At 49.6% G+C, this 26,477-nt stretch carries 21 protein-coding genes, 1 tRNA gene and 2 pseudogenes; 9 read left to right on the top strand and 15 right to left on the bottom strand.

What is annotated here, in order from left to right:
* Positions 1-13: 13 nt before the first annotated feature.
* Positions 14-658 (bottom strand): SH3 domain-containing protein, encoded by a 645-nt coding sequence (locus AC1S52_RS23725; protein ID WP_482031510.1) that lies wholly within the window; start codon positions 656-658, stop codon positions 14-16.
* Between the two features lie 265 nt (positions 659-923).
* On the opposite strand from AC1S52_RS23725, the gene AC1S52_RS23720 reads away from it, so the two are divergent.
* Positions 924-3,005, top strand: a complete 2,082-nt coding sequence (locus tag AC1S52_RS23720) for an FAD-dependent oxidoreductase (RefSeq protein WP_482031509.1) — start codon at positions 924-926, stop codon at positions 3,003-3,005.
* A 71-nt stretch (positions 3,006-3,076) separates the two neighbouring features.
* On the opposite strand, the gene AC1S52_RS23715 is transcribed toward AC1S52_RS23720, so the two are convergent.
* The 4 genes from AC1S52_RS23715 to AC1S52_RS23700 form a co-directional block, all read right to left on the bottom strand.
* Positions 3,077-3,715 (bottom strand): DUF1361 domain-containing protein, encoded by a 639-nt coding sequence (locus AC1S52_RS23715; RefSeq protein ID WP_482031508.1) that lies wholly within the window; start codon positions 3,713-3,715, stop codon positions 3,077-3,079.
* Between the two features lie 185 nt (positions 3,716-3,900).
* Positions 3,901-4,521: a hypothetical protein gene (locus tag AC1S52_RS23710; RefSeq protein WP_482031507.1), complete on the bottom strand. Its 621-nt coding sequence runs from the start codon at positions 4,519-4,521 to the stop codon at positions 3,901-3,903.
* Between the two features lie 73 nt (positions 4,522-4,594).
* Complete coding sequence (locus tag AC1S52_RS23705) at positions 4,595-7,075, bottom strand: HAD-IC family P-type ATPase (RefSeq protein WP_482031506.1); 2,481 nt, start codon at positions 7,073-7,075, stop codon at positions 4,595-4,597.
* A 180-nt stretch (positions 7,076-7,255) separates the two neighbouring features.
* The gene (locus AC1S52_RS23700) at positions 7,256-7,729 is read right to left on the bottom strand and encodes a hypothetical protein (protein ID WP_482031505.1); all 474 of its coding nucleotides are present in this window, start codon (positions 7,727-7,729) and stop codon (positions 7,256-7,258) included.
* Between the two features lie 237 nt (positions 7,730-7,966).
* Here AC1S52_RS23700 and AC1S52_RS23695 point away from each other — a divergent pair, with 237 nt between their 5' ends.
* Complete coding sequence (locus AC1S52_RS23695) at positions 7,967-12,100, top strand: sensor histidine kinase (protein WP_482031504.1); 4,134 nt, start codon at positions 7,967-7,969, stop codon at positions 12,098-12,100.
* A 50-nt stretch (positions 12,101-12,150) separates the two neighbouring features.
* Here the strand turns inward: AC1S52_RS23695 and AC1S52_RS23690 are convergent, their stop codons facing one another.
* Together AC1S52_RS23690 and AC1S52_RS23685 are read right to left on the bottom strand one after the other, a co-directional pair.
* Positions 12,151-12,384, bottom strand: a complete 234-nt coding sequence (locus AC1S52_RS23690) for a hypothetical protein (protein ID WP_482031503.1) — start codon at positions 12,382-12,384, stop codon at positions 12,151-12,153.
* 23 nt (positions 12,385-12,407) lie between these two features.
* Positions 12,408-13,076, bottom strand: coding sequence for an HAD family hydrolase (locus AC1S52_RS23685; RefSeq protein WP_482031502.1), 669 nt, complete (start codon positions 13,074-13,076; stop codon positions 12,408-12,410).
* A gap of 367 nt (positions 13,077-13,443) precedes the next feature.
* Between AC1S52_RS23685 and AC1S52_RS23680 the strand changes: the two genes are divergently transcribed.
* Positions 13,444-13,875, top strand: coding sequence for a hypothetical protein (locus AC1S52_RS23680; protein WP_482031501.1), 432 nt, complete (start codon positions 13,444-13,446; stop codon positions 13,873-13,875).
* 113 nt (positions 13,876-13,988) lie between these two features.
* On the top strand, positions 13,989-14,462 hold the full coding sequence (locus tag AC1S52_RS23675) for a TspO/MBR family protein (protein WP_482031500.1): 474 nt from the start codon (positions 13,989-13,991) through the stop codon (positions 14,460-14,462).
* 121 nt (positions 14,463-14,583) lie between these two features.
* On the opposite strand, the gene AC1S52_RS23670 is transcribed toward AC1S52_RS23675, so the two are convergent.
* Together AC1S52_RS23670 and AC1S52_RS23665 are read right to left on the bottom strand one after the other, a co-directional pair.
* Positions 14,584-16,179, bottom strand: coding sequence for a HAMP domain-containing sensor histidine kinase (locus tag AC1S52_RS23670; protein WP_482031499.1), 1,596 nt, complete (start codon positions 16,177-16,179; stop codon positions 14,584-14,586).
* 701 nt (positions 16,180-16,880) lie between these two features.
* Positions 16,881-16,954, bottom strand: a tRNA-Asp gene (locus AC1S52_RS23665).
* Positions 16,955-19,060: 2,106 nt separating this feature from the next.
* Here AC1S52_RS23665 and dprA point away from each other — a divergent pair.
* Complete coding sequence (dprA, locus tag AC1S52_RS23660) at positions 19,061-20,188, top strand: DNA-processing protein DprA (protein ID WP_482031498.1); 1,128 nt, start codon at positions 19,061-19,063, stop codon at positions 20,186-20,188.
* A 392-nt stretch (positions 20,189-20,580) separates the two neighbouring features.
* Here the strand turns inward: dprA and AC1S52_RS23655 are convergent, their stop codons facing one another.
* The 5 genes from AC1S52_RS23655 to AC1S52_RS23635 all read right to left on the bottom strand — a co-directional run bounded on the left by AC1S52_RS23655 (position 20,581) and on the right by AC1S52_RS23635 (position 23,640).
* Positions 20,581-21,393 (bottom strand): efflux RND transporter periplasmic adaptor subunit, encoded by an 813-nt coding sequence (locus AC1S52_RS23655; RefSeq protein ID WP_482031497.1) that lies wholly within the window; start codon positions 21,391-21,393, stop codon positions 20,581-20,583.
* On the bottom strand, positions 21,381-22,010 hold the full coding sequence (locus tag AC1S52_RS23650) for an efflux RND transporter periplasmic adaptor subunit (RefSeq protein ID WP_482031496.1): 630 nt from the start codon (positions 22,008-22,010) through the stop codon (positions 21,381-21,383). The genes AC1S52_RS23655 and AC1S52_RS23650 overlap by 13 nt, the downstream gene beginning before the upstream one ends.
* Before the next feature lie 154 nt (positions 22,011-22,164).
* A complete protein-coding gene (locus tag AC1S52_RS23645) occupies positions 22,165-22,572 on the bottom strand; it encodes a hypothetical protein (RefSeq protein ID WP_482031495.1) in 408 nt (135 codons plus the stop codon).
* Positions 22,573-22,644: 72 nt separating this feature from the next.
* Entirely contained in the window at positions 22,645-23,400 is a 756-nt protein-coding gene (locus tag AC1S52_RS23640; protein ID WP_482031494.1) for an ABC transporter ATP-binding protein, read from the bottom strand.
* Positions 23,401-23,418: 18 nt separating this feature from the next.
* Complete coding sequence (locus AC1S52_RS23635; protein WP_482031493.1) at positions 23,419-23,640, bottom strand: DUF4327 family protein; 222 nt, start codon at positions 23,638-23,640, stop codon at positions 23,419-23,421.
* 469 nt (positions 23,641-24,109) lie between these two features.
* Here AC1S52_RS23635 and AC1S52_RS23630 point away from each other — a divergent pair, with 469 nt between their 5' ends.
* The 3 genes from AC1S52_RS23630 (at position 24,110) to AC1S52_RS23620 (ending at position 25,251) form a co-directional block, all read left to right on the top strand.
* Positions 24,110-24,637 (top strand): universal stress protein, encoded by a 528-nt coding sequence (locus AC1S52_RS23630; RefSeq protein ID WP_482031492.1) that lies wholly within the window; start codon positions 24,110-24,112, stop codon positions 24,635-24,637.
* 44 nt (positions 24,638-24,681) lie between these two features.
* Positions 24,682-24,834: a hypothetical protein gene (locus AC1S52_RS23625; RefSeq protein WP_482031491.1), complete on the top strand. Its 153-nt coding sequence runs from the start codon at positions 24,682-24,684 to the stop codon at positions 24,832-24,834.
* Between the two features lie 204 nt (positions 24,835-25,038).
* Positions 25,039-25,251, top strand: coding sequence for a hypothetical protein (locus tag AC1S52_RS23620; protein ID WP_482031490.1), 213 nt, complete (start codon positions 25,039-25,041; stop codon positions 25,249-25,251).
* Positions 25,252-25,382: 131 nt separating this feature from the next.
* Here the strand turns inward: AC1S52_RS23620 and AC1S52_RS23615 are convergent.
* Positions 25,383-26,086 (bottom strand): annotated as a pseudogene (locus AC1S52_RS23615) (transposase); the annotation flags it as partial.
* 77 nt (positions 26,087-26,163) lie between these two features.
* On the opposite strand from AC1S52_RS23615, the pseudogene AC1S52_RS23610 reads away from it, so the two are divergent.
* Positions 26,164-26,289: pseudogene (locus AC1S52_RS23610) on the top strand (IS1/IS1595 family N-terminal zinc-binding domain-containing protein); the annotation flags it as partial.
* Positions 26,290-26,477 lie beyond the last annotated feature (188 nt).

The raw sequence follows: 26,477 nt of genomic DNA, 5'->3' as shown, positions 1-26,477 counted from the left end.
TCCCCCGTATCTGCTACTGACAATACGCCAGGTTGCTGTTGGGGCTGCCAACAATGCTGTTATACAACCAGCCGGTACCAGAAGGACGCAGGAAGGGCGTGTTCGTTAAATCCACCTGAACCCAGTTGTAGCCATCTGCCTGGCGACTCACGACATTGCCGTTGGCATCTAAAACGACAAAGACCCGTTGACCACGCAGGAGAGAAGCAACAATGTTGGACTGGTTTATGGTCGGTGTACTGCGAACATTAACTGCCTCAGGCATTCTCAGGACACGGCAGGATGTGCGGGGCGGCGGTGGGGGAGCGCCACAAGACTTCAGGACGGCTGTTTGAATGTATCCCGCAACTGGCAAATTGATCTGGGCAAATTGGCTGCCCGCCGGAGGAACGGCGACCAATTTGACCAATCCGTCTGGTGGAACAAGCCGCAGCGCAGAACTGATAGTAGAGTCCGATTCAAAAATGGGGGTGGAACGGTTCGCCGCACGACATAGCGGATCCTGAGTAGGGACAGCTTGCTCAACCGCCGGAACCGCTTCTGCCGGAGAGTCAGGGGCGGGGGTATCCTGTGCCATAGCAGGCAGCACTGTACTCGCCAGGGCGATCGCCACCGCAGCGAAAAAATTGGTAGTTGTTTTCAAACCAGTTTGATTCATAAATATCACTCCTCGAAGTTGAGAAAAATTCATGCTTTCAACGTTCCTGAGTCGAGATTATTGCATGGAAATTTTACAAACGGGACAAATTGAGAAGAGTCTTTGCAGGTGGACTTTGTTCACCTAGTCGCGGGTTTAACCGTCGGACTTTTCAAATATCCTCTAACATAAGCCTTCAGGCAGAATCGACGTGAGTGGATAGTTTGGTAACGGTAAACATGCAAATCCTAAAAATATTCACTGGTCAAGTCCAGTTTTGTTTCTGATGACTCAGCGCTTTCCTGTTTTGACTCTCCGCTATACCCTGTTGGCTCTGGTTTGGCTGGCAGCGATCGCCCCCCCTCTACTGGCTCAAGAGCAAAGAGCTTCGCCCCCCCCGCCTCGAAGTCCAGATCAAACCGTTGAATGTGAAATTTTAGTGGTTGGGGGTGGACTGGCAGGGACTTCCACGGCGATCGAAGCGCTACGGGCAGGGAGAACGGTTTGCATGACTGAAATCACAGACTGGGTGGGTGGGCAACTCACCGCTCAGGGAACCTCTGCCCTGGATGAAGCACGGCAGCAGCGGCAGCTTCTTTTCTTTCCCCGTGGATATAAGGAGTTCCGGCAGCGAATTGAACAGAAGTATGGCAGGCTAGACCCAGGCGGCTGCTGGGTCAGCGCATCCTGTTTCTTGCCCAGAGATGCCCAGCAAATTTTAGTGGAGATGGTGGAGGAAGCCGCCAGGGAAGGGAAAGGAACTTTGAAATGGTTTCCTTTCACCGTGATTAAAGATCTGAGTCTGAGTGCAGATGGCACGTTGATTGCAGGGGCGATCGCCATCCAGCACAGCCCTGCTCCGGGCACTCCCCCCCTCAACACCGAACCCCTTTCTCTTATTTTTGAAGATGCCCACCGTTACGAAAACTCGGCACGCCTCTCTAAACAGATTATTCGGTTTGTTCCAGCAAAGGGAGAGATGCACAGTTCAGGGAGCCGTTCCGCAGCACAGCCAGGTTCTCGCTGGATCGTCATTGATGCCAGTGAAAATGGGGATTTGATCGCGCTGGCGGATGTGCCCTATCGGGTTGGGTTAGACCCACGCACCCACCGTAATCCCTCCTCACCAACGGAAACAGGCGATCCCTACTGTCTTCAGGGTTATACCTATACCTTTGCAATGGAGCGGACAAAGGACACACAGCCACAGCCAATGCCGCCGTTCTATCCCCAGTATGAGCCTTACTATGGCTACGATGAGGACCCCAAACGGGCAGAGTTTGAGTACGTATTCACCTACCGCCGCATCTGGAATCCGGTCACAGACGTGATGGAGAAAGCCGGTCCCTTTACCCTACCCGCCTCTTTCCCCGGTTCCATTTCGATGCAGAACTGGACCTGGGGCAATGACTACCGCCCCGGCACTGCCCAGGATAATCTTGTTTTATCGCGTGAGCAACTTCAGCAGACTGGACAACTGACGGGTGGCGGGTGGCTAGGAGGCTTACGCACTGAGTCCCTCAGGAATGCGGAAGAAATCGCCCTGGGTTACTATTACTGGCTGGTGGCTGGCACCACGGATTCGCAGTTAACCCCCAGCCAGAAAAAGCCCCACCCCAATCACCGTCTGCTGACTGGGTTTGAGTCCCCAATGGGAACCATGCATGGCTTGTCTAAATATCCCTATATCCGCGAAGCGCGGCGAATCATTGGTCGTCCGGCATTTGGCTACCCCAACGGATTTAGCATTGCTGAAACCGATTTTTCAATGGCTGACTTTCGGGAGGACTATTATCGGAACTTACCCGAACGGATGTACGAAAACCTGTGGACCGATATTGCCGGACTGGACACCTACAAAGTCATTATTGAAGGGACTCCTCCAGAACAGGTGCAACGCCGGACGCGATCGCGCATCTACATCGACTCCGTTGGTATTTCCCAGTACGCGATCGATTTTCACCCCTGTATGCAGGAGGCTCCCCCTGAGAAACCGGGCAATATTGAACGTCCGGGAGTCCGACAGGCACATGGTCCCTCCTATCCAGCACAGATTCCGCTGCGGGCAATGATTCCTCAGCGAATTGACAACCTGCTGGTCGCAGGCAAAAGCATCGCCACCAGCTATAGTGCTGCTGCCGCTTATCGGGTTCATTCCTTTGAATGGTCGATTGGGGCAGCCGCCGGAACAACCGCATCGTTTGCGCTGGAAAATGGAATATTGCCCCATCAACTTACTGAGGAATTGCCCAGCATTCAGCCAAAACTGATTGCGCTCCAGCAGCGCTTAGAGGCAAACGGCAACCCAACCGCATTCCCCGGCACATCAATTTTCAACTTAGATTGGAAGAACTGGGCACCGTGGTGAGCAGAGGGGGAGTAGAGGAGTGGAGAGACAGCGAGAATTCCCACGCTTAACTTTCAACTCTCAACTCCGCTCTAATCCACGTCTTTCCCCAGGCGGGCGTAGCGAATTCGCAGAACCAGTCCGAGGGTGACTTGCTTCATCACCCAGTACAGAATGGTGAGAATGGTAAAAGTCACGACTATGACGAGCAGCGGACGTTTGGAAGTTAAATCGTCTAATGTCTGATAAATCAGATCTCTGGGGTCAGCGACCAGATCCCAACTGTTGTAACGCCGGAATCTGCCAATAAAAATACCGATCGCACACAGAAAATGGCTGGCCAGTTCACTCCAGAGCACGTATTGCCTCAGCCCAATGCGCTTCAGGTAATGCCCCTGGTTGATCAACGACACCACATATGCCTCAAACCCAATCAAAATTGCGCATACATGTAGGGGCACAAAAATCAGGCTAATGACTGTAGCTGAATAGCCTGCCCGGATGCCCCGGATCAGATGGATGATATCGGTAAGCAGATAGGGTGCATTGGGCAAAAAAGCAACGTAGATTACAAAAAGAATCCACCATATGGGTAGACGCTCAGGGGTTTTTCGACGGAATAACCAGAAACTGAGGACTAAAGGAATCAACGCCAGAAACAGATTCCAAAGAATCCAACCGCTGTAGATGGTATCAAGGGCGTGGAGCAGTTCGTAGAACGTATCTTGCATCGTAAATTTGACTTCCTGGAAAAGCCTTGCCTTTCCCAGGTTAACCTCAAATTAAAGCGAAGGTAGTAGAAACGAAATGCCAAAACCCACATGTTTTAAGGAATACAGGCTTATCTTCACCAAGTTTAAACCAGAAACATGGGTGATAGAGATAGGCGGTCAGCGATCGCCAGTAGGCGATATTTTCATCTGCACTTCAATGAACTAAATACTTCTTCTGCCTTCTCCTCTGCCTTTTTGCCATTTGTAGTGAGAATCACCAGGCGTTCGACGGTGCCTTCTGTAGTGCTAATCACGTACCGGACTGCGGGTATAGGAGCCGAGAGTTCGCCAAAAAACTGATCCCCTCTCTCAACCGTGACCGGAACAACCTGCCCACAGAACAGACGATTTTCACTAGCTGAATCCGTAATCACAAATTCTGGGTTCACATCTCCTGTAGGAGGATTTTCAAAGTCCCGTCTCAGTTCTTCCTGAGCTTTCTGATCACTTTCCTTCGTCAGGGGGGTTTTCCCGGTAAACAGAGTGACATCCGGTGGAGTGGTATTGCTCCTGACCCAGGCAAGTTTGGCACTACCGATGTTGATGCCAAACACCCCCTGGGAGCCACCAGGAATTTTATAATCCATCAGGCTCTTGGCGATCGCCTCCGCCCGGATTGGGTCAAAGGCATTATTCAGCACTTTAACGCCCAAGCCAACCATCCCCGCTGCAACCAGAGCGATCGCTCCCATCACAATCAAAATGCCTTCCCACACAGTGACGGAGTAGTGGGGAATTTCGTTGTTAGAGGAGAGGTTGGGCATGGGGGGAGGGGAGGAGGGGGTGGGAAATTGAAAGTTTCTCGTTACCAAGCTCCAGCTTGGTAACGAGAAACTTTCAACTTAAATCGACACCTAAGAACCGATCCAGAAACCGGGTGCGCCAAACGGCTCGCAGAATTAGGCACCATTCCAGGGCAACCAGCAATAGGAAAAGGCAATCAATCGGGGTGAGGGGAGATAGTTCAAAGAAATGGCGGGAAAAGGGAACAATCAGAACCAGCAAATAAGCTCCCAGTAGAAAAACTGCCATGATCGAGTAGCGCCAGTCGCCGCTCAGGGGTTCACCACCGACCCATGCGGTGGTAGGAGGTTTCAAGAATGGAATCAGAAGCAATTCGCCCAGAATGAAGATGGTGACTAGAGCCGTGCGGGGTTGGCGGTAATCAACCTGGGTAAATTCTGAGCCGGGGGACAGGTCCAGGATGGCACTGACCAGGTAAAGCATGTAAACCAGCAGGGCAACCAGGCTCAGGGTCAGGGCAGATGGGATAGTGAAGTGAAGGAGCGATCGCACAATACTGCGCCGCTTGCCTGCGCCTCCCGGTTTTGCCCAGATGGGCAGCATGACCGTCGGCAGCCCCACGCCAAACAGGGAGACCAGTGCGCTGTGCTTATTCACCAGCGGAAAACTGTCTGTCACCATTGCCGTGGAGAAGATGAGCAGCGTAATCGCAAACACACGCACAATGAACAATGCCAGGGCATCCCGGATGCCATTGTGAATTCGTTGTCCCTCTAAAAAAGTGTGGGGCAACGAGGCAAAGGAATCTTTCAGCAAAACAATGTCAGCGACCCCTCTGGTTGCCTTACTGCCGCTCTCCATTGCGATCCCCAGGTTTGACTGCTTCAGCGAAAGCACGTCATTAACGCCGTCCCCAATCATGGCAACATAGTGCCCCTGGCGGCGTAAAGTCTTGACCAGCTTTGCTTTCTGCTCTGGGGTAATGCGACCAAAGACGTTACAGGAAAGCGCCGCCTGATTGAACCGGGCATCATCCATAATTGCCAGTTCGGGTCCAGAAACCAGCCGAATCTCGGAGCTAAACCCAGCCTGGGTTGCAAGAGCACCCACCGTCTGAGGATTATCACCGGAAATAATTTTGACGTTGATTCCGGCTTTAGAGAATCCATCCAGCGTTTCCCGCACCTGGGGACGAAGCTGGTCACTGAATTGGAGGAGACCGATTGGTATCAGGTTAGGCGGAAGGATAGGACGATCTTCACAGCCATCGAAGGCGTTTACATCATCACTGTAGGCAAAAAGAAGAATCCGTAACCCCTGCTGCACTCCTGCCTGGATCTGGCTGGTGATCTCATCCGTCAGAGGGGCAGACCTGGCAAGCATTTCTGGCGCTCCCATCACATAAACACCAGGCTTGGGAGAGTCTTTGAACGCGATCGCGCTCCACTGGCGAGCCGAGGAGAAAGGAACCTCTGCCTTGATCGTGCGTTCCCGCCCCGACAGGACTGCTACCAGGGCATCACTGGTGCGATTATGGGCAGCCGTGTTCGTGGCAAAGTCTGCCAATGCTTGCTTCAACTCTTCTGGGTTAATCCCAATCGGATCAACGGACTGTAACTTGAGTTGATTCGTGGTCAGTGTCCCGGTCTTGTCCAGACACAGCACATCGACATTGCTCAACGACTCGACTGCATTTGCCTGCTGGATCAGCACATTTTCGCCCAGCATCCGTACCGCGCCCGTCCCGTATGCCAGGGTAATCGCAATCAACAGTCCCGCAGGCACCAGCCCTGCAATCACGGCAGCCCGTTGAGCCAGATCGACCAGGGGGAGCGATCGGCTCAAAAAGCTAATTCCTACCAGGATCCACAGAAAGCAGGCAAGCAGCAGAAATACACGGATGACCAGGTTAATTTCCTGTTGTAATGGCGTGTAGACTTGGCGAAATGCCCGTGCCCCCGTGACCAACTTATAGGCAACTGTCTCGGCTCCTACTTTTTGGGCCTCAAAATAACCACTCCCACTGACGCAAAAGGTACCCGAGTAAACCGAATCTCCTGCCAGTTTGGGGATCATGTCAGATTCTCCCGTTAGCAGGGATTCATCCACATCAATCCGTCCATCTCCTACCACAGCCCCATCCACCAGGATTTGATCGCCCGATCGCACCGCCAGAATGTCTCCTAAGACAATGTCATTCGGGTCAATATGGTGTTCTTTGCCATCCCGAATGACCGTGGCAGATGGGCGGTTGAGCAGGGCAATTTCATCCAGCTTACGTTTTGCCCAAATCTCCTGGTAAATATTCATCAAAATGCCGCTGAAGATGACCACCACGACCAGCACGGCATCGCCATAGCGTTGCAGCACAATCATCACCCCGCTGATGGCGAAGAAAACCAGATTAATAAAGCTAAACAGATTTTCTTGAAAGATCTGGCGGTAGGATCGGCTGGTCTGGAGGGTGACGTTGTTCCCCTGTCCGGCAGCGCGACGCTGAATGACTTCTGGTTCGCTAAGTCCCTGGAAGGAGTCAGCCGGTAAATTGTCAGTGGAAGGAATGTCCTGGGTCATTTTGGGAGTGAGGAGTAGGGAGAACCTGACTCCAGTTTCGACTCTAGTTCCTATACTCTGGTTTTCAGGAATAAATTATTAATCAATTGAATGACTCCATCAACCCAAGTCACACCGAGATAAGACCTCCGAGGTCTTGGAGGACAGGGTCTGGGTAGCACGTAACCCGTCACTTTACGGTTACAAGCCGAGGGCAGTCTTGAGTTCTCTCAGGGTGGTGGCTTCTTTCTGGCTCACCTTTTTGCCCGTGCCAAATAAACCTTCACCGGCAGCATTGGCTACGCTATCGGCACAGGAGTAAATAAATTGTTTATACTCCTGGATCTCGGCAGGGGTGGCTTTGCTACTCAAGATTGTCAGCGCTTGACGAATCAGCGTCAGAGCCGACTCCAGGATCCGCTCAGGAGTAATTTCGGAGGTTGGTTCCTGCTTGCCATCTTCCGGGTTTTCAGTATAGTTGGCGAATAATTTTTGAATCAGGGGGCTATCAGGGTACTTTTGGGTGGCACTTGTAATTTCTTTGCCTAAAGCGGCAATTTCAATGCCCATGGAAACAATTGTAAATTCGCAGAAAACCACGGCATGTCCACTCATGATCACTGCCTGTCTTAAAGTGTCCAGTTCGGTTTCGCTATAGTCTGCCGGGGTGGTCATTGGAGCCTACTTTGATTCAGAAAGAGCTACAGGGGAATCATAACACTTGGATCTCAATCAACCTCCTGGAATCAGATCGTCATAACAGATTGGCAAGTTGAATAAAGTTATATGTACGGTATTTGAGATTTTCTTGGGGGCGGGGAAGATCGAGAATATGAAAAGCTTTCAAAACCTTTCAATTTCCCAGGAGTTATGAATTGAGCCTTTATAGTAAAAAATCTACAGGCTAGTGAAATGAACCCTGACTGCCCACTGGGTTGCCCTGATTTTGAAGATGGAACGGATGAGTACAGTTCCCTCGATCGTTCTGAGGAAACGCTTGAGTTACCTGAGTACTCACTCAGTTTGGGCGACGTGAACCCTCAGCGCTTACGCGATCGCCAGCTTCGGGCATTTTTTGAGCGTGCCCTTGACGCGATGCTGATTGCGGACGACGAGGGTATATATGTCGATGTCAATCCTGCCGCCTGTGAGTTATTTGGGCTGCCTAAAGAAGCCTTACTGGGGCAGCGAATTGTTGATTTTGCCGAACCAGGGTTTGACTTCACGGCTGCCTGGGAGTCATTTCAGCGGGATGAGCACGTTAAGGCAGAGTTTCGTCTGGTGCGCCCCGATGGGGAAGTGCGGGAAGTAGAATTTGCCGCAACGGCTAACTTTGTGCCGCACCGCCATCTTTCTGTTTTGCGCGATATCACAAAGCGTAAACAGGCAGAAACGGACCTCAAGTTGAACGAAGCCCGCTACCGGGCAATTGTTGAAGACCAGACCGAATTAATTTGCAGAGCGTTACCCAATCGCATTGTAACGTTCGTTAATCAAGCATACTGCCGCTATTTTGGTCAATCATCAGAGGCGTTAATTGGGCACAGCTTTACGCCCTTAATTCCAGAAGAGGAACGCGCCCAGGTACAACAGCATTTTTCATCCCTCGGTCGGGATAATCCAATGGTGACCTACGAGCATCGGGTCATTCTGCCTTCAGGTGAAGTGCGCTGGCAACAGTGGGTCGATCGCGCCATTTTTACCGCTGAAGGAGAATTCCTTGAGATCCAATCCGTCGGGCGCGATATTACCCAACAAAAAGCCGCCGATCTGGAATTGCAACAGTTAAACCAGGAACTAGAACAACGAGTTCAGCAACGCACAGCCGACCTCCACCAGGCACTTGATTACCTCCAGTTCCATGTTGAGAACTCTTCCCTGGCATTTATTGGCTGTGATCACGACGCTTGCATTCAGTTCTGGTCGCAGCGGGCAGAGCAGATTTTTGGTTGGCAAGCAAAAGAAGTGCTGGGCAAACACTGGAAAGACCTGCATCTAGTCCATGAGGATGATTTGACGGATGTTTTAGACATTATTGAACAGTTACAGTGTGGGGAGACTTCCGTTACCCATAGCAATCGTAACTACCGCAAAGATGGCTCTGTTGTTTATTGTGAATGGCATAACTCCGCCCAATTAGACGAAGCTGGCAATTTAATTTCGATTCTGTCGCTGGTGCAGGATGTCAGCGATCGCAAGCGCGCCGAAGACAAACGCAACCAGGCAGAAGAAGCACTGCGTCAGAGAGAAATTCTGTTGCGAGAAGCTCAGCGGGTTGCCCATGTCGGTAGTTGGGAATTTGATCTGGCTGCCCAAACCATTCACTGGTCAGAGGAGATGTTTCATATCTTTGGGCTAGATCCAACCCAGGCAGAGCCTACTTACAGTGAATACCTGCAAATGCTGCATCCTGATGATTCAGAGCAATTGCAGCACCTGGTAGAGCGCTGCATTCAGGCAGGGATCCCCTATGAGTTGGAACACCGAATTATACGGTTGGATGGCTCTACCCGCTATCTAATTGGGCGAGCAGAACCGGTTCTAAACGAACAAGGACAAGTGGTGAAGTTGTTTGGTGCCGGAATCGACATTACGGTACACAAACTGGTCGAGGAGCAGTTGCGTCAAAGCGAAGCCAGACTGACCGCTGCCCAAAGGGTTGCCCATGTGGGCAGTTGGGAACTGGATATCAGTACTCAAAAAATTACCTGGTCAGAAGAAGTTTTTCACATTTTTGGATTTGACCCCAATCAGCCAGAACCTTCCTACGAAGCACATCTTCAACAAATTCATCCCGATGACCAACCCCTGGTGCAGGCGGCGATTGATGCCATTACAACGACTGGCAACCCTTTCAGTCTGGATTTTCGCATCCTGAAGTCCGATGGCTCGGTCCGTTACATCGAAGGTAAGGGAGAAGCCTATATAACCCAGCAAGGAAAGCCTGTTCAGTTATATGGCACTTTGCTGGATATTACAGAGCGTAAGCAACTTGAGGCAGAACTGCGATCGCAGGCAGCACGGGAACAACTCCTCCGCACGATTACCCAACACATTCACCGATCGCTCAACCTGAACCAGATCCTGACCACCACCGTGACCGAAGTGCGGCAAGTTCTGCAAGCGGATCGAGTTCTGGTTTTTCGGTTTAAACCTGACTGGAGTGGTGTCGTCGTCGTGGAGTCGGTGATTAAACCTGAATTGTCAGTTCTGGAAACGAGCGTTAAGGATCCCTGCTTTAGCCAGAGATATGCGATCGCTTACAGGCATGGGCGCATTCAAGTAACAGACGACATTTACAAAGCCAAACTGAAAGCTTGCCATGTTGATTTTTTAAAGGGCTTTCAGGTAAGAGCCAGCCTGGTTGTGCCGATCTTGCTAGGCAGCGAAGAACCTCAGGTAGAAAACACTCGACGCTCACCCCCTGCCCTCTGGGGACTGTTGATTGCGCACCAGTGCAGTGAACCCCGGTACTGGCAGTCAAGTGAAATCGACTTGATGAAGCAATTGGCAACCCAGGCAGGAATCGCCATTCAACAAGCTGAGTTTCACCATCAGGTGCAGCGGTTTAACGCAGAACTGGAACGGCAGGTACGGGCGCGCACTGCTGAGTTGCAACTGGCTTCAGAATTTGAATCAACCCTGAAACGAATTACTGATCGAGTGCGTGACTCGCTCGATGAAACCCAGATCCTTGAAAGTGCGGTTGAAGAGTTGGCTAAAGGGCTGGGTGTCAACTCCTGCAACGCTGCCTTGTTTGACATGAATCAAGGAACGTCTACCATCTGTTTTGAGTACACTACCCAGGCAGTCTCTCCTTCTCATGGGCGCGTGTCACAGATGGCAGACTTCCCAGAGATTTATAGCCAGCTTTTAAGTGGTCTGCATTTTCAATTTTGTTCCCTTATCCTTAACCCATCACGGGGGCAAGTGGCGATGTTGTGCTGCCCCATTTTTGACGATCAGGGAGTACTGGGCGATCTGTGGTTAATTAATCAGTCTTACTACGGTTTCAGTGAGCAGGATATTCGTCTGGTGCAGCAGGTCGCAAACCAGTGTGCGATCGCCCTCCGCCAGTCTCGCCTTTACCAGGCAGCCCAAGCGCAGGTGCAGGAATTGGAACGGCTCAACCAGTTAAAAGATGACTTCCTCAGCACCGTTTCCCATGAACTGCGCACCCCCATGTCCAACATCAAAATGGCAACTCAGATGTTAGAAATTGCGCTCAAGGAAGAGCCAGGGTTAGAGAAAGGTGGGGAGCAGAGCAGTCAAGGGACAGCGGGACAAAGAAGCAAGGGGGCTAGTAGGGGGCAGAAGGACAAAAGCGCAGGGGAGAACCGTTTAAGCCACCCCACCCTATCCAGTCCTCCAAAACTCACAACACCCAACCCAAAAGTTGCCCATTATTTCAGTATTCTTAAAGACGAGTGCCAGCGCGAGATTAGTCTGATCAACGATTTATTGGATCTAGCCCGCCTGGATGCCGGAACAGAACTTCTGATACCCAATCCGCTTGACCTGTCGGTTTGGCTACCCCCGATCACAGAGCCATTTATCGAGCGTGCCCGCAGCCAGCAGCAGCAACTTATACTAGACATTCCTGATACCCTGCCATCGCTGGTGATTGACCAATCTTACCTGGGGCGTATCCTCAGTGAGCTACTCAACAATGCTTGCAAATACACGCCTGCCGAGGAAACGATTACGGTGGCAGTGAGGGTGGTAGAGCAAGAGCAAGGATTAAGGATAAGGGATAAAGCCAATTCCACTCCAGCTTTTATCCTACCCTGTGGGAACGGGGGAGCCGAACAGCCTCCATGCTTACAACTGAGCGTTACAAACTCCGGAGTTGAAATTCCTGTGCATGAGTTGTCTCGCATCTTTGATAAGTTCTACCGCATCCCCAACAACGACCCCTGGAAGTACGGTGGCACGGGTTTAGGGCTGGCTCTAGTGAAAAAGCTAACCGAACGGATTGGAGGTAGCATCCAGGTCGAAAGCCTGGAGCAGAAAACCCGCTTTATAGTGAAGTTTCCCTTACAGTGATAGCCATAAGGTTGCCAAGCTTACCCGTAGCCAGCTATACCCGTAGCCAACTAATAGATGTTGCCGCAGCGACTCTGAAGCTCAGATTCAGTTAACCCAAAATTTTGTTGCCGACAAAGTAAAACTTGGGCAGCCCTCTGCCGAGCATAAACCTGATGGGTAAACCAGCCCATGGGTGCTCCCACAACAATACCCAATGCAAAACCAATCAGCAGACTGGACAGCAAATCTTTGCGCCGGATGCGAGTTTCTCGTTGCCTCGAAGGGGGGGGTGAAGTTTCCATGATGCTAAAACCTTAAAGAATGACTAAAACCGAGCCAAGGGAGACTGATCGTACCGCTGGAGTAAATCTGCGGGATCGTTGTAGATGGCGATCGCGCCCTTAAGCTGTTCATCCTGAAAGCCCCCACAACGCAGAGCAATCATTTTGACTCCGACTTTTCCGGCAGATTCAATATCGTAGGGAGTATCCCCTAGCATGACCGTCTGTTCAGGGTCAAAGTTCGCTTTTGTAAGGGCGGCTTCCACAATATCCGGTGCTGGCTTAGAGGACTCCGCGTCGCTGGAAGTTGTGGCTTCCTGGATCAGGTCATCTACCTGGGCTGCTTTCAGTAACGACCCCAGTTCTTCCGACTTAGCAGAACTGGCAATGATGATCTCTAGCCCACACGCTTGCATCTGCTGCACTAACTTCCGGGAGCCACTGGCAGCTTTAATTTGAGGTGCAAACTTATTCAAAAAAAGCTGCTTACGGTACTGGGCGATTTTATTCCCCACGCCTTCCTCATCATTCAAACCGGGCACCAGTTGGGGGATAATCTGATCTCCTCCCATGCCCATCAGGGGACGAACTTGCTCAAAGGTAATATCCTCATAACCAAAGGCTGCAAACGCTTCTGTCCATGCCTGAGCATGGGCATCATTGCTGAGAATTAGCGTCCCGTCCACATCTAAAAGTACGTTTATAAATCCCACCAGTTTCCTCTCCTGTCAATCGTTAACCCAATCTTGGAAAGTTTCTAAAGCAAATTCATCGTTCCAGAAGTAGAAACTTATATAGCGTTTTTGAATCCAGTGAGGTACGCGGATAGCCGTAGAACCCTTGAATCAAACCGATGAGATGTACCTCACCCAGAAAGGAAACGCTATAGCGGTAGCCCTAGCGGCTAAGACAGGTTATTTAGACAGGTTAGAAAACACAAAACCTCCCTTGCCAATCCTTTCCCCTTCCCCTTTCCCTCTCCACCCCTTGTAGCTTTCATAGTCCCATCTCTTAACATTGGCTCTTCCCCTTGATAGACGGACAGATTCATTGCAGGTTCTAGCGTAGAAGGGAAAGGTTATGAAAGTTATGGATACAAAGGAGCATTGCATGTTGAATAGCCGTTTCCTGCGCAAAATTTTCAGCTTTTTTCTAGCAGTTTCATTGGTGCTGACGGGTGCATTGGGTACGACGGGTGCAAATCAGGCATTTGCTAAATCCCTAACGCCAGAAGTTTCAGCCTATGAGGTTGAGCGAGCGACGACACCAGAAATGGCACAGCGGCAAAATCAAGAAACCACTCGCAGGAATTTGAAAGAGTTGGCGAGTGAAGAGATTCCCCACCAATCCAGTTCTGTTAAACAATCGGTTAAAAATGGTGGCGAGGAAAGCAGAGGTTCCTTGCAGCAGGCAGCGGATAGCGTTCGAGAGAAGTTAAACCTGGATGAACCCATTCCCCAGAGCACGAAAGATTTTTTGAGTAATGTGCAAGAGAAAGTAGGGCTTGATTAAGCAATTTGAAGTCTTCAAGCTGCTCCTGGGAGTTTCTCAGGAGCTACAAAATACTCTTTTGTACCACCATCTGTACCACTGATTTGTAGCACCTTGCGATCGCACTCTGTCCTATGGAATCTTGGCTTGTCATTGGTAGCATTACTGTCCTGGTTGCTTTGGGAGTATTTTTAGCGCGTCCCCGCGATATTCCCTGGGCACAAAATCTCGATCGCCCTGCCTGGCTGTTTTTTGAACCTGCTATACCGTTTATTTGGACTACCATTTTTGCCTGTGGCGCAGCGTCTGCCATCTTGGTATGGGAGCAAGCTCCGGGAAGTTTCAAAACCTGGATGTTGATGGGTCTATACCTGCTGTTAGAGGTGGTAACCGTTGCTTACATTCCTGCAACATTGAGATGGCGGAGCCTGAGTATTGGCACCATTCTGGGAGGAGGAGGTTTCGTTCTGGGAATTGTCCTCCTGCTAGTAGTTTGGCAAACGTCAGGCATGACGCCCGCTCTTCTACTGGTTCCTTACATCCTCTGGAGTCCAGTTGGCACTTATACCACCCGCCGGATGATTGATCTAAATCCTGAGGCAATGTGACATTCAGGAGAGCAAATCCGATTCGCAATCCGATCCAGTCCATTCATTGACCCATCCACTCATCCACCCATCTACTCGCTACGGGGGCTATTTATCTAAAAATCGCTATAAGTTGGGTCAGTTAAGCCTGTTGGGACGGGGATTCAACCAATAGAGGAAGTTCGACACAAAATGTTGTGCCTGCATCTTCCTGACTTGTAAAAGTAATTTGTCCCTGATGGAGTTCCACGCATTGTTTAACGATCGCTAGCCCCAATCCCGTGCCGCGAATCGTATCGGCATTTCTAGCCCGGTGAAACAGCTCAAATAGTTTGGGTTGATCATCTAAAGGAATGCCAATCCCCTGATCTTGAATTTCAAACCGAATCAGCGGGTCAAGACAGGACAGGGCAAACTCAACTACCCTACCTTGCGGTGAATACTTAACCGCATTTGACAATAAATTGGTCAAAATGGAACGCAAAAGCTTTGGATCTAGATAAACCCGCTGGCAATCTCCCTGACTGGTTAATTGAATCCTATGATGGGATCCTATTCCCAATTGAATTTCCTCAACAATTTCACGGCAAAACTCCTCTACATTCAGCCAGACTGGGCTAAATTCCAGTTTTCCGGCTTCTGCTTTGCCAATGGTCAACACATCTTCCATCAACTGATCAATGTTTTGAATTGCCGTTCGGATGCGGCGAAAATACTCCTGTTTCTTCTCTGGACTGGCAACATCACCATACTGCTCCAGAATCTCTGTTGCGGTTCTAATGGCAGTCAGAGGAGTGCGAAACTCATGGGATGCCATAGAAACAAACCGAGATTTGAGTTCATTCAGTTCTTTCTCTTCCTCCAGTGCCCGACGCATTTTATCTTCTACCTGTTTACCCTCCCGAATCAACTGCTCACGGGTACGGATGCTATCAATCATGTCACCAAATACCTGAGCCAATGTATTCATTTCATCGGGAAACCAACGCTGATTGGCAAAGGATAACGATTGGTGATAATTTCCGTCTGCAATGCGTTCAGCAGACTCGGTTAACTCAATCAAATGTTTAGTCAGCACACCAGACAAAAGGTAGACCAGGAAAAACAGAACCGCATAGGTTGATACAAAGGAAACTAATACCTTGTCACGAATTTCCTGCTGCACCTTGAGCACATAGTCTGCCTGAATGTCTACGCCCAGGATGGCAACTACTTTTCCACTGTTATCTTTCAAGGGAGCAAAGGCAGAAAGCCAGGTTCCCCACTTGTCTGTATAAATTTCCCGAGATTCTGCGATCGCCCCACGCTCAATCACCTGATGGGTAACCTGCGCCGGAACCCCTGCTTCAAGAAAGCTAACCGATTTGGAGGGATTGTGGTTTGCCCACAGATCAACCAGATAAATAATTTCTAATTGATCGGGGGGGACTGCTGGAGCGCCTACTCTCCGATTATTACTGGCTTTTCCAAAAGTATAGGTATAGAGCCATGCCCGTGGTTCTATACCGTGAACCGTCTCAAACCAGGCTAACTGCTGTTGAAAACGAACATCATCAGAAAAACCAGCAGCGTTCGGCTTGCCATCCTGGTAGAGAGCCATTAACTGGTTCACATTTATGCCCCTGGTTGCCCCCACCAGGGTCGATTTCATGTCAGATCTCAGTCGGGAAATGGTTTTCTCGGTTGTAAACGTGTAGAACCAGTAAAATGCACCAGCAAAAACAATGCTAAACACCATGCTGAATCCAAGTAGAAGCTTGACCCGCAGACTAATAAATTTGCTTTGATTTCCCTTTGGTTGCAGTCCTATAGTCTGGGGGCTTCTATTTGATTGATGTTGCGGTAAACCCACCTTATGCAGCCCTCAATTGGTACGTCTCGTGTGAGATCGACGTGCTTACAAAAGTTTGAAACGATGAAGGGTTCAACTTTCAACCTGAAAATACTCTGGATCGCGAAAAAGTTGGTAGGGAAAGTTCACAAAGCTTGAGTTCCATGAATGGAAGCGCAACAATCAGGTTGAAGGGAGAGGGGTAGGGGCTTAACATTTTGATGTCAATGGTGTTAGGAGAATAATCTTAGTGGATTGGTTTGAAAATGGGTGAATTGCGTCTCACACTTGATAAATGCTTAACAATCTATGATTTCAGGTGATGAAGCAGAGCTTGCTTTCCTGAAGCAATACACCCGTATCAAGATTGCACAGCATTGCAAAAATGGGTTTAGGGTTATCACCCCTTCAGTAATGACTATTTACTTTCTAGCATGACTAATCAATCAGCTTGAGCGAATGAATAGGGTATGGTGACTCTTTCTATCAGTCATCCCCTAAATCCGGAAGTTTTTTCGTCAAAAAGTAATTAAACTCTCCCAAAACTCTCTTCTGTTAAGAGAGCCTATTATTCTGCCATCATTCAGAGCTTTTAAGAAGCATTTGTACGGGACTGACGGGGCTCGAACCCGCAACTTCCGCCGTGACAGGGCGGTGCTCTAACCAATTGAACTACAGTCCCTCACCGGAGGAAAACGAAGTTGCCGAAATGCTCAGCTATTCCATAGACATCTAAAATTCTACCCTACCAGGTGCCGTTACTCTCGGTCTGTTTTACTAAATCCTGAGGAGTCGCTTTCGCAAGAGCTAGTTTCTATTTGATTTTGGACATTCGTACTATTAACTGTTTTTTGAGGGGATTTAGCCGTGTGAGCCAGGAGGGTAAGAATCGCCTTAATTTCTGTCAAACTGCGGCAAACTAACGGTTGGTCTTCATTCATGGCTTGCGAGGCGCGATACCGAGTAAAAGGTCGATATTAAGAAACGTCCGTGTGCCAGATACTTCTCAGCCCCTGATCAAATGCCTGTAATTTAGTAAGGCATAGAGGATAAACCTTTACTGTCCTCAAACCTGTAACTGATTTTTGAAAAGTTCCTCACCCCCCTGCCCCTTCGCCCAAATTAGGAAGAAGGGATATCGGAATTTGAAAGCCCCTCGCCCAAGTTTGGTAGAACGATTTGGGGTGAAGGCAAAACTACGGCTCTCACAATGGATGAGGTTTAGTTCCCACTGGTGCTGAAATAGAAGCCACAGCCCGGATCGAGTTTCTGGAGGATGCCCTAAAAGCAAGTAGTGGAGGGGATCCAGCATCGGATGGGTTAGGGATTCTATTGGCTTCTAACCAGTTACTTACAGCCATTTTCATTTGTGTCTGTCACACCGATCCAGTGTTTCGCATGAATCTAAAGGCATCACCTGTGTGGCACTCGTCTGAAAACCGCTGTAATACAGGTTTTAGAATGATGTTCTCCAGTTCTAGAAGTTTGACTTTGCTTAGCTAAAGCCAGCAGAATTGCTTGAGTGTCAGTCAAATTACGGTGAGGTTTCCATTGATCCGCTTGCATGAGGCAATCACTCTTCTCTGAAAATAAGTAGCAATTACCTGGAGTATTTGAACTCATCTATTCTCCCCTTTTCTCTGATTAAAGAACTCTTATCAGTGGGTAGATGCTGCTAGATTCAAAAGTTATTTGTGAGAACAAGATCAACTACTTTAAACCAACCAGACTATAGCTGTCCTAAATGATTTGGGAAAATTGGGATTGTGAGAAAGGATTTCAAGAAAACCCTTTCTCACAATCCCAATAAGATCGCTATATTTAGCATCTGGAAGATCGACATCTGGATGGTGGAGGTTGTTTAGAATCAGCAGGAGACAGATCGGCAAGAGCCAATCCTACAAGGGCGATCGCGATTACAACTGCCGTTTTCCTGAGGAGGTTTTTCATCGTTCTTGTGTCTCGCTACTCAAATTTTTCCTGGGTGATGCACGGAAAGAGAATGGATTCAGGGAACAGGTCAATTTGAAAATGTTCAGCAAAGAGAAACCTCTTTACATAGGCATGACTATGCAGCTAGACCCATTTCTCAAAATTGAAATGATGGATCCAGAAAATTGTTTTTTGCTTGGCAAAAACCAATAGTTGCAAAGCCTGCGGATGGGAAGAAACTACTGTATTGCGTTCGCCATCCCCAACTAAGGCTGTTATTTTGAAATTAAGCCCTTTCGTCTCGTCAGACTAGCGTTTTACGGAAGGCTAATCAAAACAACATTTTTTTTGTTTTAGGAATTTGAGCAAAAAAATAGCCCAAACCAATACACGATGGGCGATTAAGCCTTAATTTAACTAAATTAAGGTGTATGAAGTGAGTGTAAATAAAAGCACCACTACGGAGACAGTTTCTCTCCCGCCAAGGTTGTCTCAAAATCTTCTACACCCTTCTGGTAAAAGATTTTAGGAGGGAATGGAGCTATGCCGCAGGCGAAATTTAAACTGAAATTTGGTTCGTATTTTTCGTCTCTTCTGTGATTATACGCAAGCTACTTACCCAGTACGTATATCTACAAATTCTACACAGTCTCTTCAACGCTTCTTCATACCTGATGAGTAGATTTACTGGTAAAAATGACAGAACTCGGGCTAAGCAATGGTTTACAGCATTTTTCAGATCAGTCAGCCGTTTGCGCCTCCTCATTCTGGGACTCATTCTGAGGCAAACGTCAATTCGATAGCTGAACGGAGGAATACTGAGGTGATCAGGGCATCTCACACGAGGAAAAGAAGCTTGCAAGAACGTGCCTTTTGGCTTGCCTGGTCACAGATTAATGGGATTGGCCCCATTCTGCTGAAGCGATTGGAGAAACACTTTGGTACCCTGGCAAGTGCCTGGGAAGCCACTCCTGGGGATCTAATCGCTGTGGATGGATTGGGTTTTCAAACCGCCGAGATCATTGTGGCAGAGCGCCGAACGATCGACCCGCCAGAACTTCTGCGGCAGCACGAACGGGAAAATCCCAGATTCTGGACACCGGCTGATACAGAGTATCCCCGTCTATTGCTGGAACTGCCCGATCCGCCATCAATGCTGTACTATCGGGGAACGATTGATCGCCAGGAAAGTCAGGGATTGGTGCCAATGGTGGGCATTGTTGGTACCCGCGCCCCTTCATTGTATGGCAGACAGTGGACGCGCCGAATTACCAAAGCCTTGGTGGAAAATGGGTTTGTTGTGGTCTCTGGCTTGGCAGAGGGAATTGATACCGAAGCTCATCGGAGTTGTATCGAGGCAGATGGACGCACGATCGCTGTGATGGGAACCGGTGTGGACATTGCCTACCCCTGGCTTAACCGCAATCTCTACCGACAGATCCTTCAACGTGGCTTGGTGATGAGCGAGTATCCAGCCGGAACCCAACCTGATCGCGTCCATTTCCCTCGTCGCAACCGCATTATTGCCGGACTTTGCCGTGCCATTCTGGTGATGGAAGCCCCTAAAAAATCGGGGGCATTGATTACAGCTCACATGGCAAATGAATACGGGCGGGATGTCTATGTGCTGCCGGGAAGTTTGGATAATCCAAAGGCGATCGGTTGCCTGAATTTACTGAATCATGGTGCCCAGGTGATTTTAAGCGAATCCCATCTGTTAGAGATGCTGGGCAGTATACCCCCCTTGCAGCCAGCCAGCCAGCCTGAGCAGTCCCAACTCCCGCTTAACCTGGAGCCTGATTTGGAGAAGGTATTGCAGGCGATCGCCGCTCTGGTTCAGGAGCAAAGTGTTGAATCGGCTCCGTTTGATCTGATTGTGCAAACCTCTGAGCTTCCCGCAGGCAGTGTTTCCAGTGCTCTACTGCAATTGGAGTTGATGGGCTTAGTTGCTCAACAACCAGGAATGCGATACCAAAGATGTTAGTGCTTTATGGCAACAGTTTCGCGCTAGTGGAGTGAATGGGGAGAGGGTTTCACTTCAGAGTACATCTCAATCAAGGGAATTAAGGCAGTCAAGGGAGTCAGGTGTGCTTTAGATAATTATGGAATGTTACTTATCCCGTGGTCAGGCAAAGCTTCTAATCCAGTGCTGGCGGAGGAGGGGTAAGGCTTGCGGGGGACAGGCGTTTTCTAAGTCCGTCAGAATGCACGACATTGGTTTGGGGTTATTCACGAATCGATTTGAGTTGGGAAGGGCAGTCTAAATTTGAGAACCACACGTCTAGAACATTACCGAAGCTATGCTCTGACTGCTTGAACCCTGGCTTCCTTTTGCTCCGGTTACAAAATTGATCCACAATCCGATAAATCCTCTTTCTATCGCGGGGTGACTCGAATGCCTTCCCTAATTTGTTCGGTAGGGTGAAGAATAACCCATTCCCCCTGGTTTAAGCCCTGCCGCACTTCGGCTTCGCGATCGCTGCGGTGCCCAATCACGATCTGCCGTTGGCTAGCTTTGTCATTCTCCACCACAAACACACACCAGGCAGATTGATTACAGCGAAATAGGGAGCTAATCGGCGTTTTTAGAATGTTCTCCCCTCCCCAGACAATAATTCTGGTATCGACTCGAAAGCCGTCCCCCAAGGATTGAGCAGAATTCACAAAATCGCCAATTACATTGACGCGCTGTTCTTCCACGCCGAGGGCAGACACTTTAGTAAAAGCGGAGGGTTCTACCAGGCGCACCCTGGCTTGAATCGGCTGTCCCTCTAAACCTGGGGAGCGGGTTCCCTGACCGAGCAGAATGGGATTGCCCAGTTGAATCTTCTTTGCATCCGCGGAAAGCACATCAATCACCAGTTCCAGTTGGGTAGGATTGCCAATTTCGATCAGGGGTGTGCCACTGGTGACAAATTGAGCGCTTTTTTGATAAATCCGCAATATCTTTCCACTCGAAGGAGAGCGAATATCGGTTCGCGCTGCTTCATCCCGCAGTTTGGACAGTTCTGCCTCGGTACTGCCAATGCGAGCATCGTAAACCTTGAGTAAGTAATCCGGATCTCGCTGCTCCTGTTGCACTACCGCCAGGGCGGCTCTGGCAACCTCAACTTCAGATGCCTCGGCTTTAGCTGCCAGGATTGCGGTTTCCAACTCCTTTGACCGGGTGGTTTGATTCAGTTCAGCCACTTCTCGATTCTGTCGGGAAATGGCTCCCGTTGCTTCCAGTTGCCGTGCCCGATCTCGCGCTCGCCGTGTCGTTCCAGGGCTGCCCGTGCCTGCACCGCTCTGGCTTCTGCCTGCTGTTGTCTGGCTTCTGCTGCACGAATACGAGTGTGGGCTTGCTCTACCGTTTCTGCTTTTGGACGCTGGGTTTCTACTCCTGCCTGTTGTGCCCTCCACTCTGCCAACCGTCCGAGGGCTTCCTCTACCGCCGCATCCGCCGGTAACGGATCAATCCGCGCCACGACCATACCGGGCGTTATCCTATCGCCTTCATGCAAGTTAATCCGCGCCAAATGACCATTGGTATCGGCGGCAATCACAAAGCGATCGCGGACACGGGTTTTTCCTTCTGCATTCACAGTGACCTGCAATTCTCCGCGTTGCGCCTGTCCAACATCGACCAAAACAGGCGCAGGGCGAAACGCCCAAATCAGCAGAAGAGCGGTGGCAACACCCGTCAAAATATAAGCAATTTTTGTCAGCGGTAGCCTGGGCAGCGGTGGTAATACTTGTTTACGCTTCCCAGCCAGTTGGTGAGGCTTTTCTAAGTAGCCGGACGAAGGTTGAGGTGATTGTTTCATGAACCCACTCACGCAGCAACGACTGGAGTGTTGGTGTTCTCCCTTTAAACTATCGTAGGAAAAGTTGAGAGACTGGTGAGGGCTGTCTTGTCTTTGCGGTTGTCATCGCTCATCGGATAAGAGAAGTTCTCAGCCATCCCTTGGAAAAAGCTGGTTACTCTCCGAAAAATTCATCAATTCGATCAACGTATTGAAGATCAGCGATCGCGAACAAGATCTTTTGCCATTGGGGATTGTGGGTATTGCCAATGCAGAGAGTTTGCTCCCGCTTGCAGCCAATCCGCCCTCTGGAGTTTGGGTAAAACTGAACTGTCGGATCAATCGCCTCCACTTCTGCCAGATATGGCTGACTGGACGGAATGCAAAACTCATAGCTGAGCGATCGCAATGCATCAGGCTTTCCTATTAGACCATCGGGCGATATTTTGGAAATATCAAACGTAATCTTCGTAGATACGGATTGAGCCAAGACGGAACTATGAAATCCAAACGGCACCCATAGTAAGGTGGAAAGAATAATGGCTGAAAAGTGGTGGTTCAGCCGGTTCAGGTTGATGGGCATAATGTCAGTTGCGGTGCTTGTTTCACGATCTGGTGCCGTCTGTCTTGACCGGGTAAGGCGTAAGTCAATGTCCTACCATTCCAACTCTGCTGGGGATACCTTAGCCTGATTGGCTTGAATCCGAGTAATTTCCCCACTTCGCATGGTTACCACCCGGTCTGCCATTGCGGCAATTCCGGCATTGTGGGTAATGACAATGGTGGTAGTACCCAGTTCGCAATTCACCTGGGCTAAAGTTTCCAGCACCACTTTGCCGGTTTTATAATCCAGCGCTCCTGTGGGTTCATCGCACAGCAGCACTTCAGGGCGTTTGGCAATGGCACGGGCGATCGCTACCCGCTGTTGTTCTCCACCAGAGAGTTGTGCCGGAAAGTGATCCAGGCGATCGCCCAGTCCGACTCGTTCCAGTGCCTCCTCTGGCTGCATGGGGTGGCGGGTAATCTCTGTCACCAGTGCCACATTTTCGCGGGCGGTGAGGCTGGGAATTAAATTGTAAAACTGAAAAATGAAGCCCACACACTCCCGCCGGAACCGGGTCAGTTCAGTATCGTTGGCATAGGTCAGGTCGCGATCGCGAAAGAAGACATGCCCGCTGGTCGCCGTATCCAACCCGCCCAGGATATTTAGCAGGGTTGATTTGCCGCTGCCAGAGGGACCCAGGATCACAACAAATTCACCATCGTACAGGTCAAGATTAACCGATTGGAGGGCACGCACTTCCACATCCCCCATCTGATAGGTTTTGGTCAGTGCCTGCACATGGAAGCTGACACCGGGTGGAGCCACAAAATCTGGATAGGGTTTTATCGCTTTGGATCGATTCCACATTACATAGCCCCACGTCCGTCAATCCTCACACCAGTCTTCACGACCGAGCAAATCCAGAATTGAATCTCTCAATAAAAAATCATTTCTCTCTAATTCACGTTCCACATAGCCCCACTCCCGCGCCGGAAAATGCTGGCAAAGCACATAAATCGGCTGACACCGATCCAGGACACCTTTGCAAACGAGCTGGCGTGCCTCTTCTCGAATGACATCTAAAGAATATTGGACATGTTTCAACATCATCCTTTCCTCGCTTGTAAACACAAAATGAACAGATCAGCGATCGCACTGTCTCCCATTTTCAAAATAAAGGCAGATATTGTGAAAGTTATGAAGATGTTGCTGTATCAACAAATTGCAACAATAGTGATTGTCATGATTAATTTTCTTTGTTTTTCTGTAAAGAACGTTTTCGATTTACAGCCATTTCCTCGTGTTTGTTCTTATATCCAGTTCTCTTTGAAGCTGCACAGAAGAACGCCTGGTAAACAAGGGGCTTAAGTCCCTTGTTAAGTGCAAACTCCTATTGAACTGGTATCAGACCTTTAATTTCCTTCATGAGCTGTGATTTTTCCCTCACAAGTTCCTCACTTTTCCCTTCTACTTTCAAAGTAGAGATGGTTGATTTCCTGGCTTGTTCTAGAAATTAAATCCTGGAAATTAAATCCTGGAAATTAACTATCCGCAGCCATCGTGAAGAGGGAGTCATATGTTTGACAAAATTCTAGTTGCCGTAGACCGCTCGGAGAACGGTAAGAAAGCCCTTGATGCAGCGATCGCTTTAGCCAAAGCAATGGGATCTAGCCTCATGCTGTTGCATGTTTTGTCGAGCGAGGAAGAGGGATCTCCTCCAATGTCTACATTGACGACTCTGGAGTATTATCCAGTGAACGCCACCCTGTTTGAAAGCTATCAGAAGCTCTGGCAAACCTATGAAAAAGAAGGTCTGGAGCTGTTGCGATCGTATACAGATAAGGCAGTAGCTGCGGGAGTGAGCACTGAATTCACCCAAAATTCTGGCACCCCTGGTCGAACCATTTGTGAAATGGCACAGAGTTGGGGGGCTGACTTGATTCTTGTGGGGCGTCGGGGGCATTCTGGTGTGAAGGAGCTAATTCTTGGTAGCGTCAGCAACTATGTCCTGCATCATGCCCATTGCTCAGTTTTTACCGTACAGGGTCAACCCCAGGCGAACTTAGAGCATTCCCAGGTTAAGCAAGTGGCAACGGCACCCTAGCAGTCCTGAATTGAGTTCATGGCAACGGTTCCTACGAAACAACAATGGCAGTTCCAAAGGAGGTGCCTGATATGTTAAGACCCCCTATTTCCCAACCGTACCTGTGGATCATTTTGTGGCTTATTTTAGTTTTGCTGCTCTTGATGGCAGAAGCCATTCTGTTACCTCAACCAATTTTAGTTGCCGCAGTTTGGTAAGAGGGAGTAGTGGTCTATAGCGGTTCCTTTCTGGGTGAGGTACATCTCATCTGTTTGACTCAAGGGTTCTGCGGCTATCCATGTACCTCACTGGATTCAAAACCGCTATATCAAGAATTATTTTGTGGGTTGGAAAAGACCAAAATAATAACCCCTTTCCTTTCCCAAACTCATCTGAACACTGGCTGTTGTAGAGAGAATGCCATGCACAAACGAACTCGACTGACCCATCCGTTGTTCGGAAAAGACAGTTGGACCCTATGGGAGTGGTGGGTACTGGCAACCGTTGTTGGTGGATTGGTGGGAGTTGGTATTGCTGGAATTGCCAGTGCGATCGCTGGCAATCTTGGGACAGTCAGCGCGATCGCGCTCTTGCCTTTAGTCGGCGCATTAGCCTGCATTATTCATGAGAGGTGAGAAAGGAGGACAAATGGGTCCAGCACTCAAGAATTTTTTGATATTGCCCCATCAGGCTCCAGCAAAGTGCTGAAAAAGCGATCGCAAATGGCAAAAATCGCGCTCAACCAGGGGCAAGCGAGACACTACTCCTAAGGAGTGCCTCGCTTGCCCAAAGCCAAGACTCGTGCGGTCAGCAAACGGCGAGCAATTTGACGCAGTTCTGTAGCAAACGGACAATAAGCGGCTAACTCCACTAACACCCGTCGGGCTGAAACTCTGACTCTGGCAGCACCTTTGATGAGCATGGCTTGTGGGCGGTGGCAAACTGAGTGCCGGCTGCCGCTTGCCGAATTGCCAGCAGCAGGATGTAAGCCGCTTGCGAGAGTAGGAGGCGAAACTGGTTGGCGATGAAGTGATGGCAACTGAGGCGGTCGGCTTGAATACCTAACTTCAATTCCTTCATGCGATGTTCACTATCGGCTCCTCGGTGGACATAGCAGTCGTCATACAGCCTTTGCGCCTCCAAGTCCAGATTGGTCAGGACAAAGCGAGGGTTGGCACCTTTGGGCAACCATTCGGACTTCATCACCAACCGACGAGGCTCATCCCAACTGGCAGCCGCATAGTAGACATCATCAAACAACCGGGCTTTCTCTCCAGTCTTGAGGCATTGCAACCGTGCCCGTTCCAACCGGTCAGCGATTTTGCGCTCGCGGACAGCATTGCCAGCAAAGCCAATCGCATAGCCGACCTTTGAACGTTGACACACTCGCAAGATTTCGGGCAAAGCAAAGCCCGCATCGGCTCTCAGGATGATGAGGACACCCGGAAACGCCCGCTTTAAGCGCCAGAAGGTAATGTTTCAAATTTGTTGTTTTCCATCAAAGAAACTGCTTTGATGGAGGAGTCGGCAATTATGGAAACGTTAGCATGGTTTTAGAACCAGTCCGCTGTCCCAGCTGTGATGGGATTGAGGTGATCAAACACGGCACAACCCCAGACGGCAAACAGCGTTACTTTTGTCAAAACTCAGCATGCCATCGACGCACCTTTATTGTCCCAGCACGCTAGTCAAAACTACCCACTTTAGTGGGAGGCTTTAGCTGCTACACATTTCCCAGGGCTTCAGGCAGATTTGCAAAGATGGTAGCTTTGACAGAAACCATCATGGCAGAACAACGACGGGGAAGTCACACGGTTACACGGTTAACAGTCCATATCGTCTGGGTAACGAAGTATCGCTA

This window comes from Kovacikia sp. CALU 1929 (assembly GCF_056784235.1).
The sequence above is the reverse complement of the archived record's forward strand: the minus strand, read 5'-3'. Positions and strand labels throughout refer to the sequence as shown.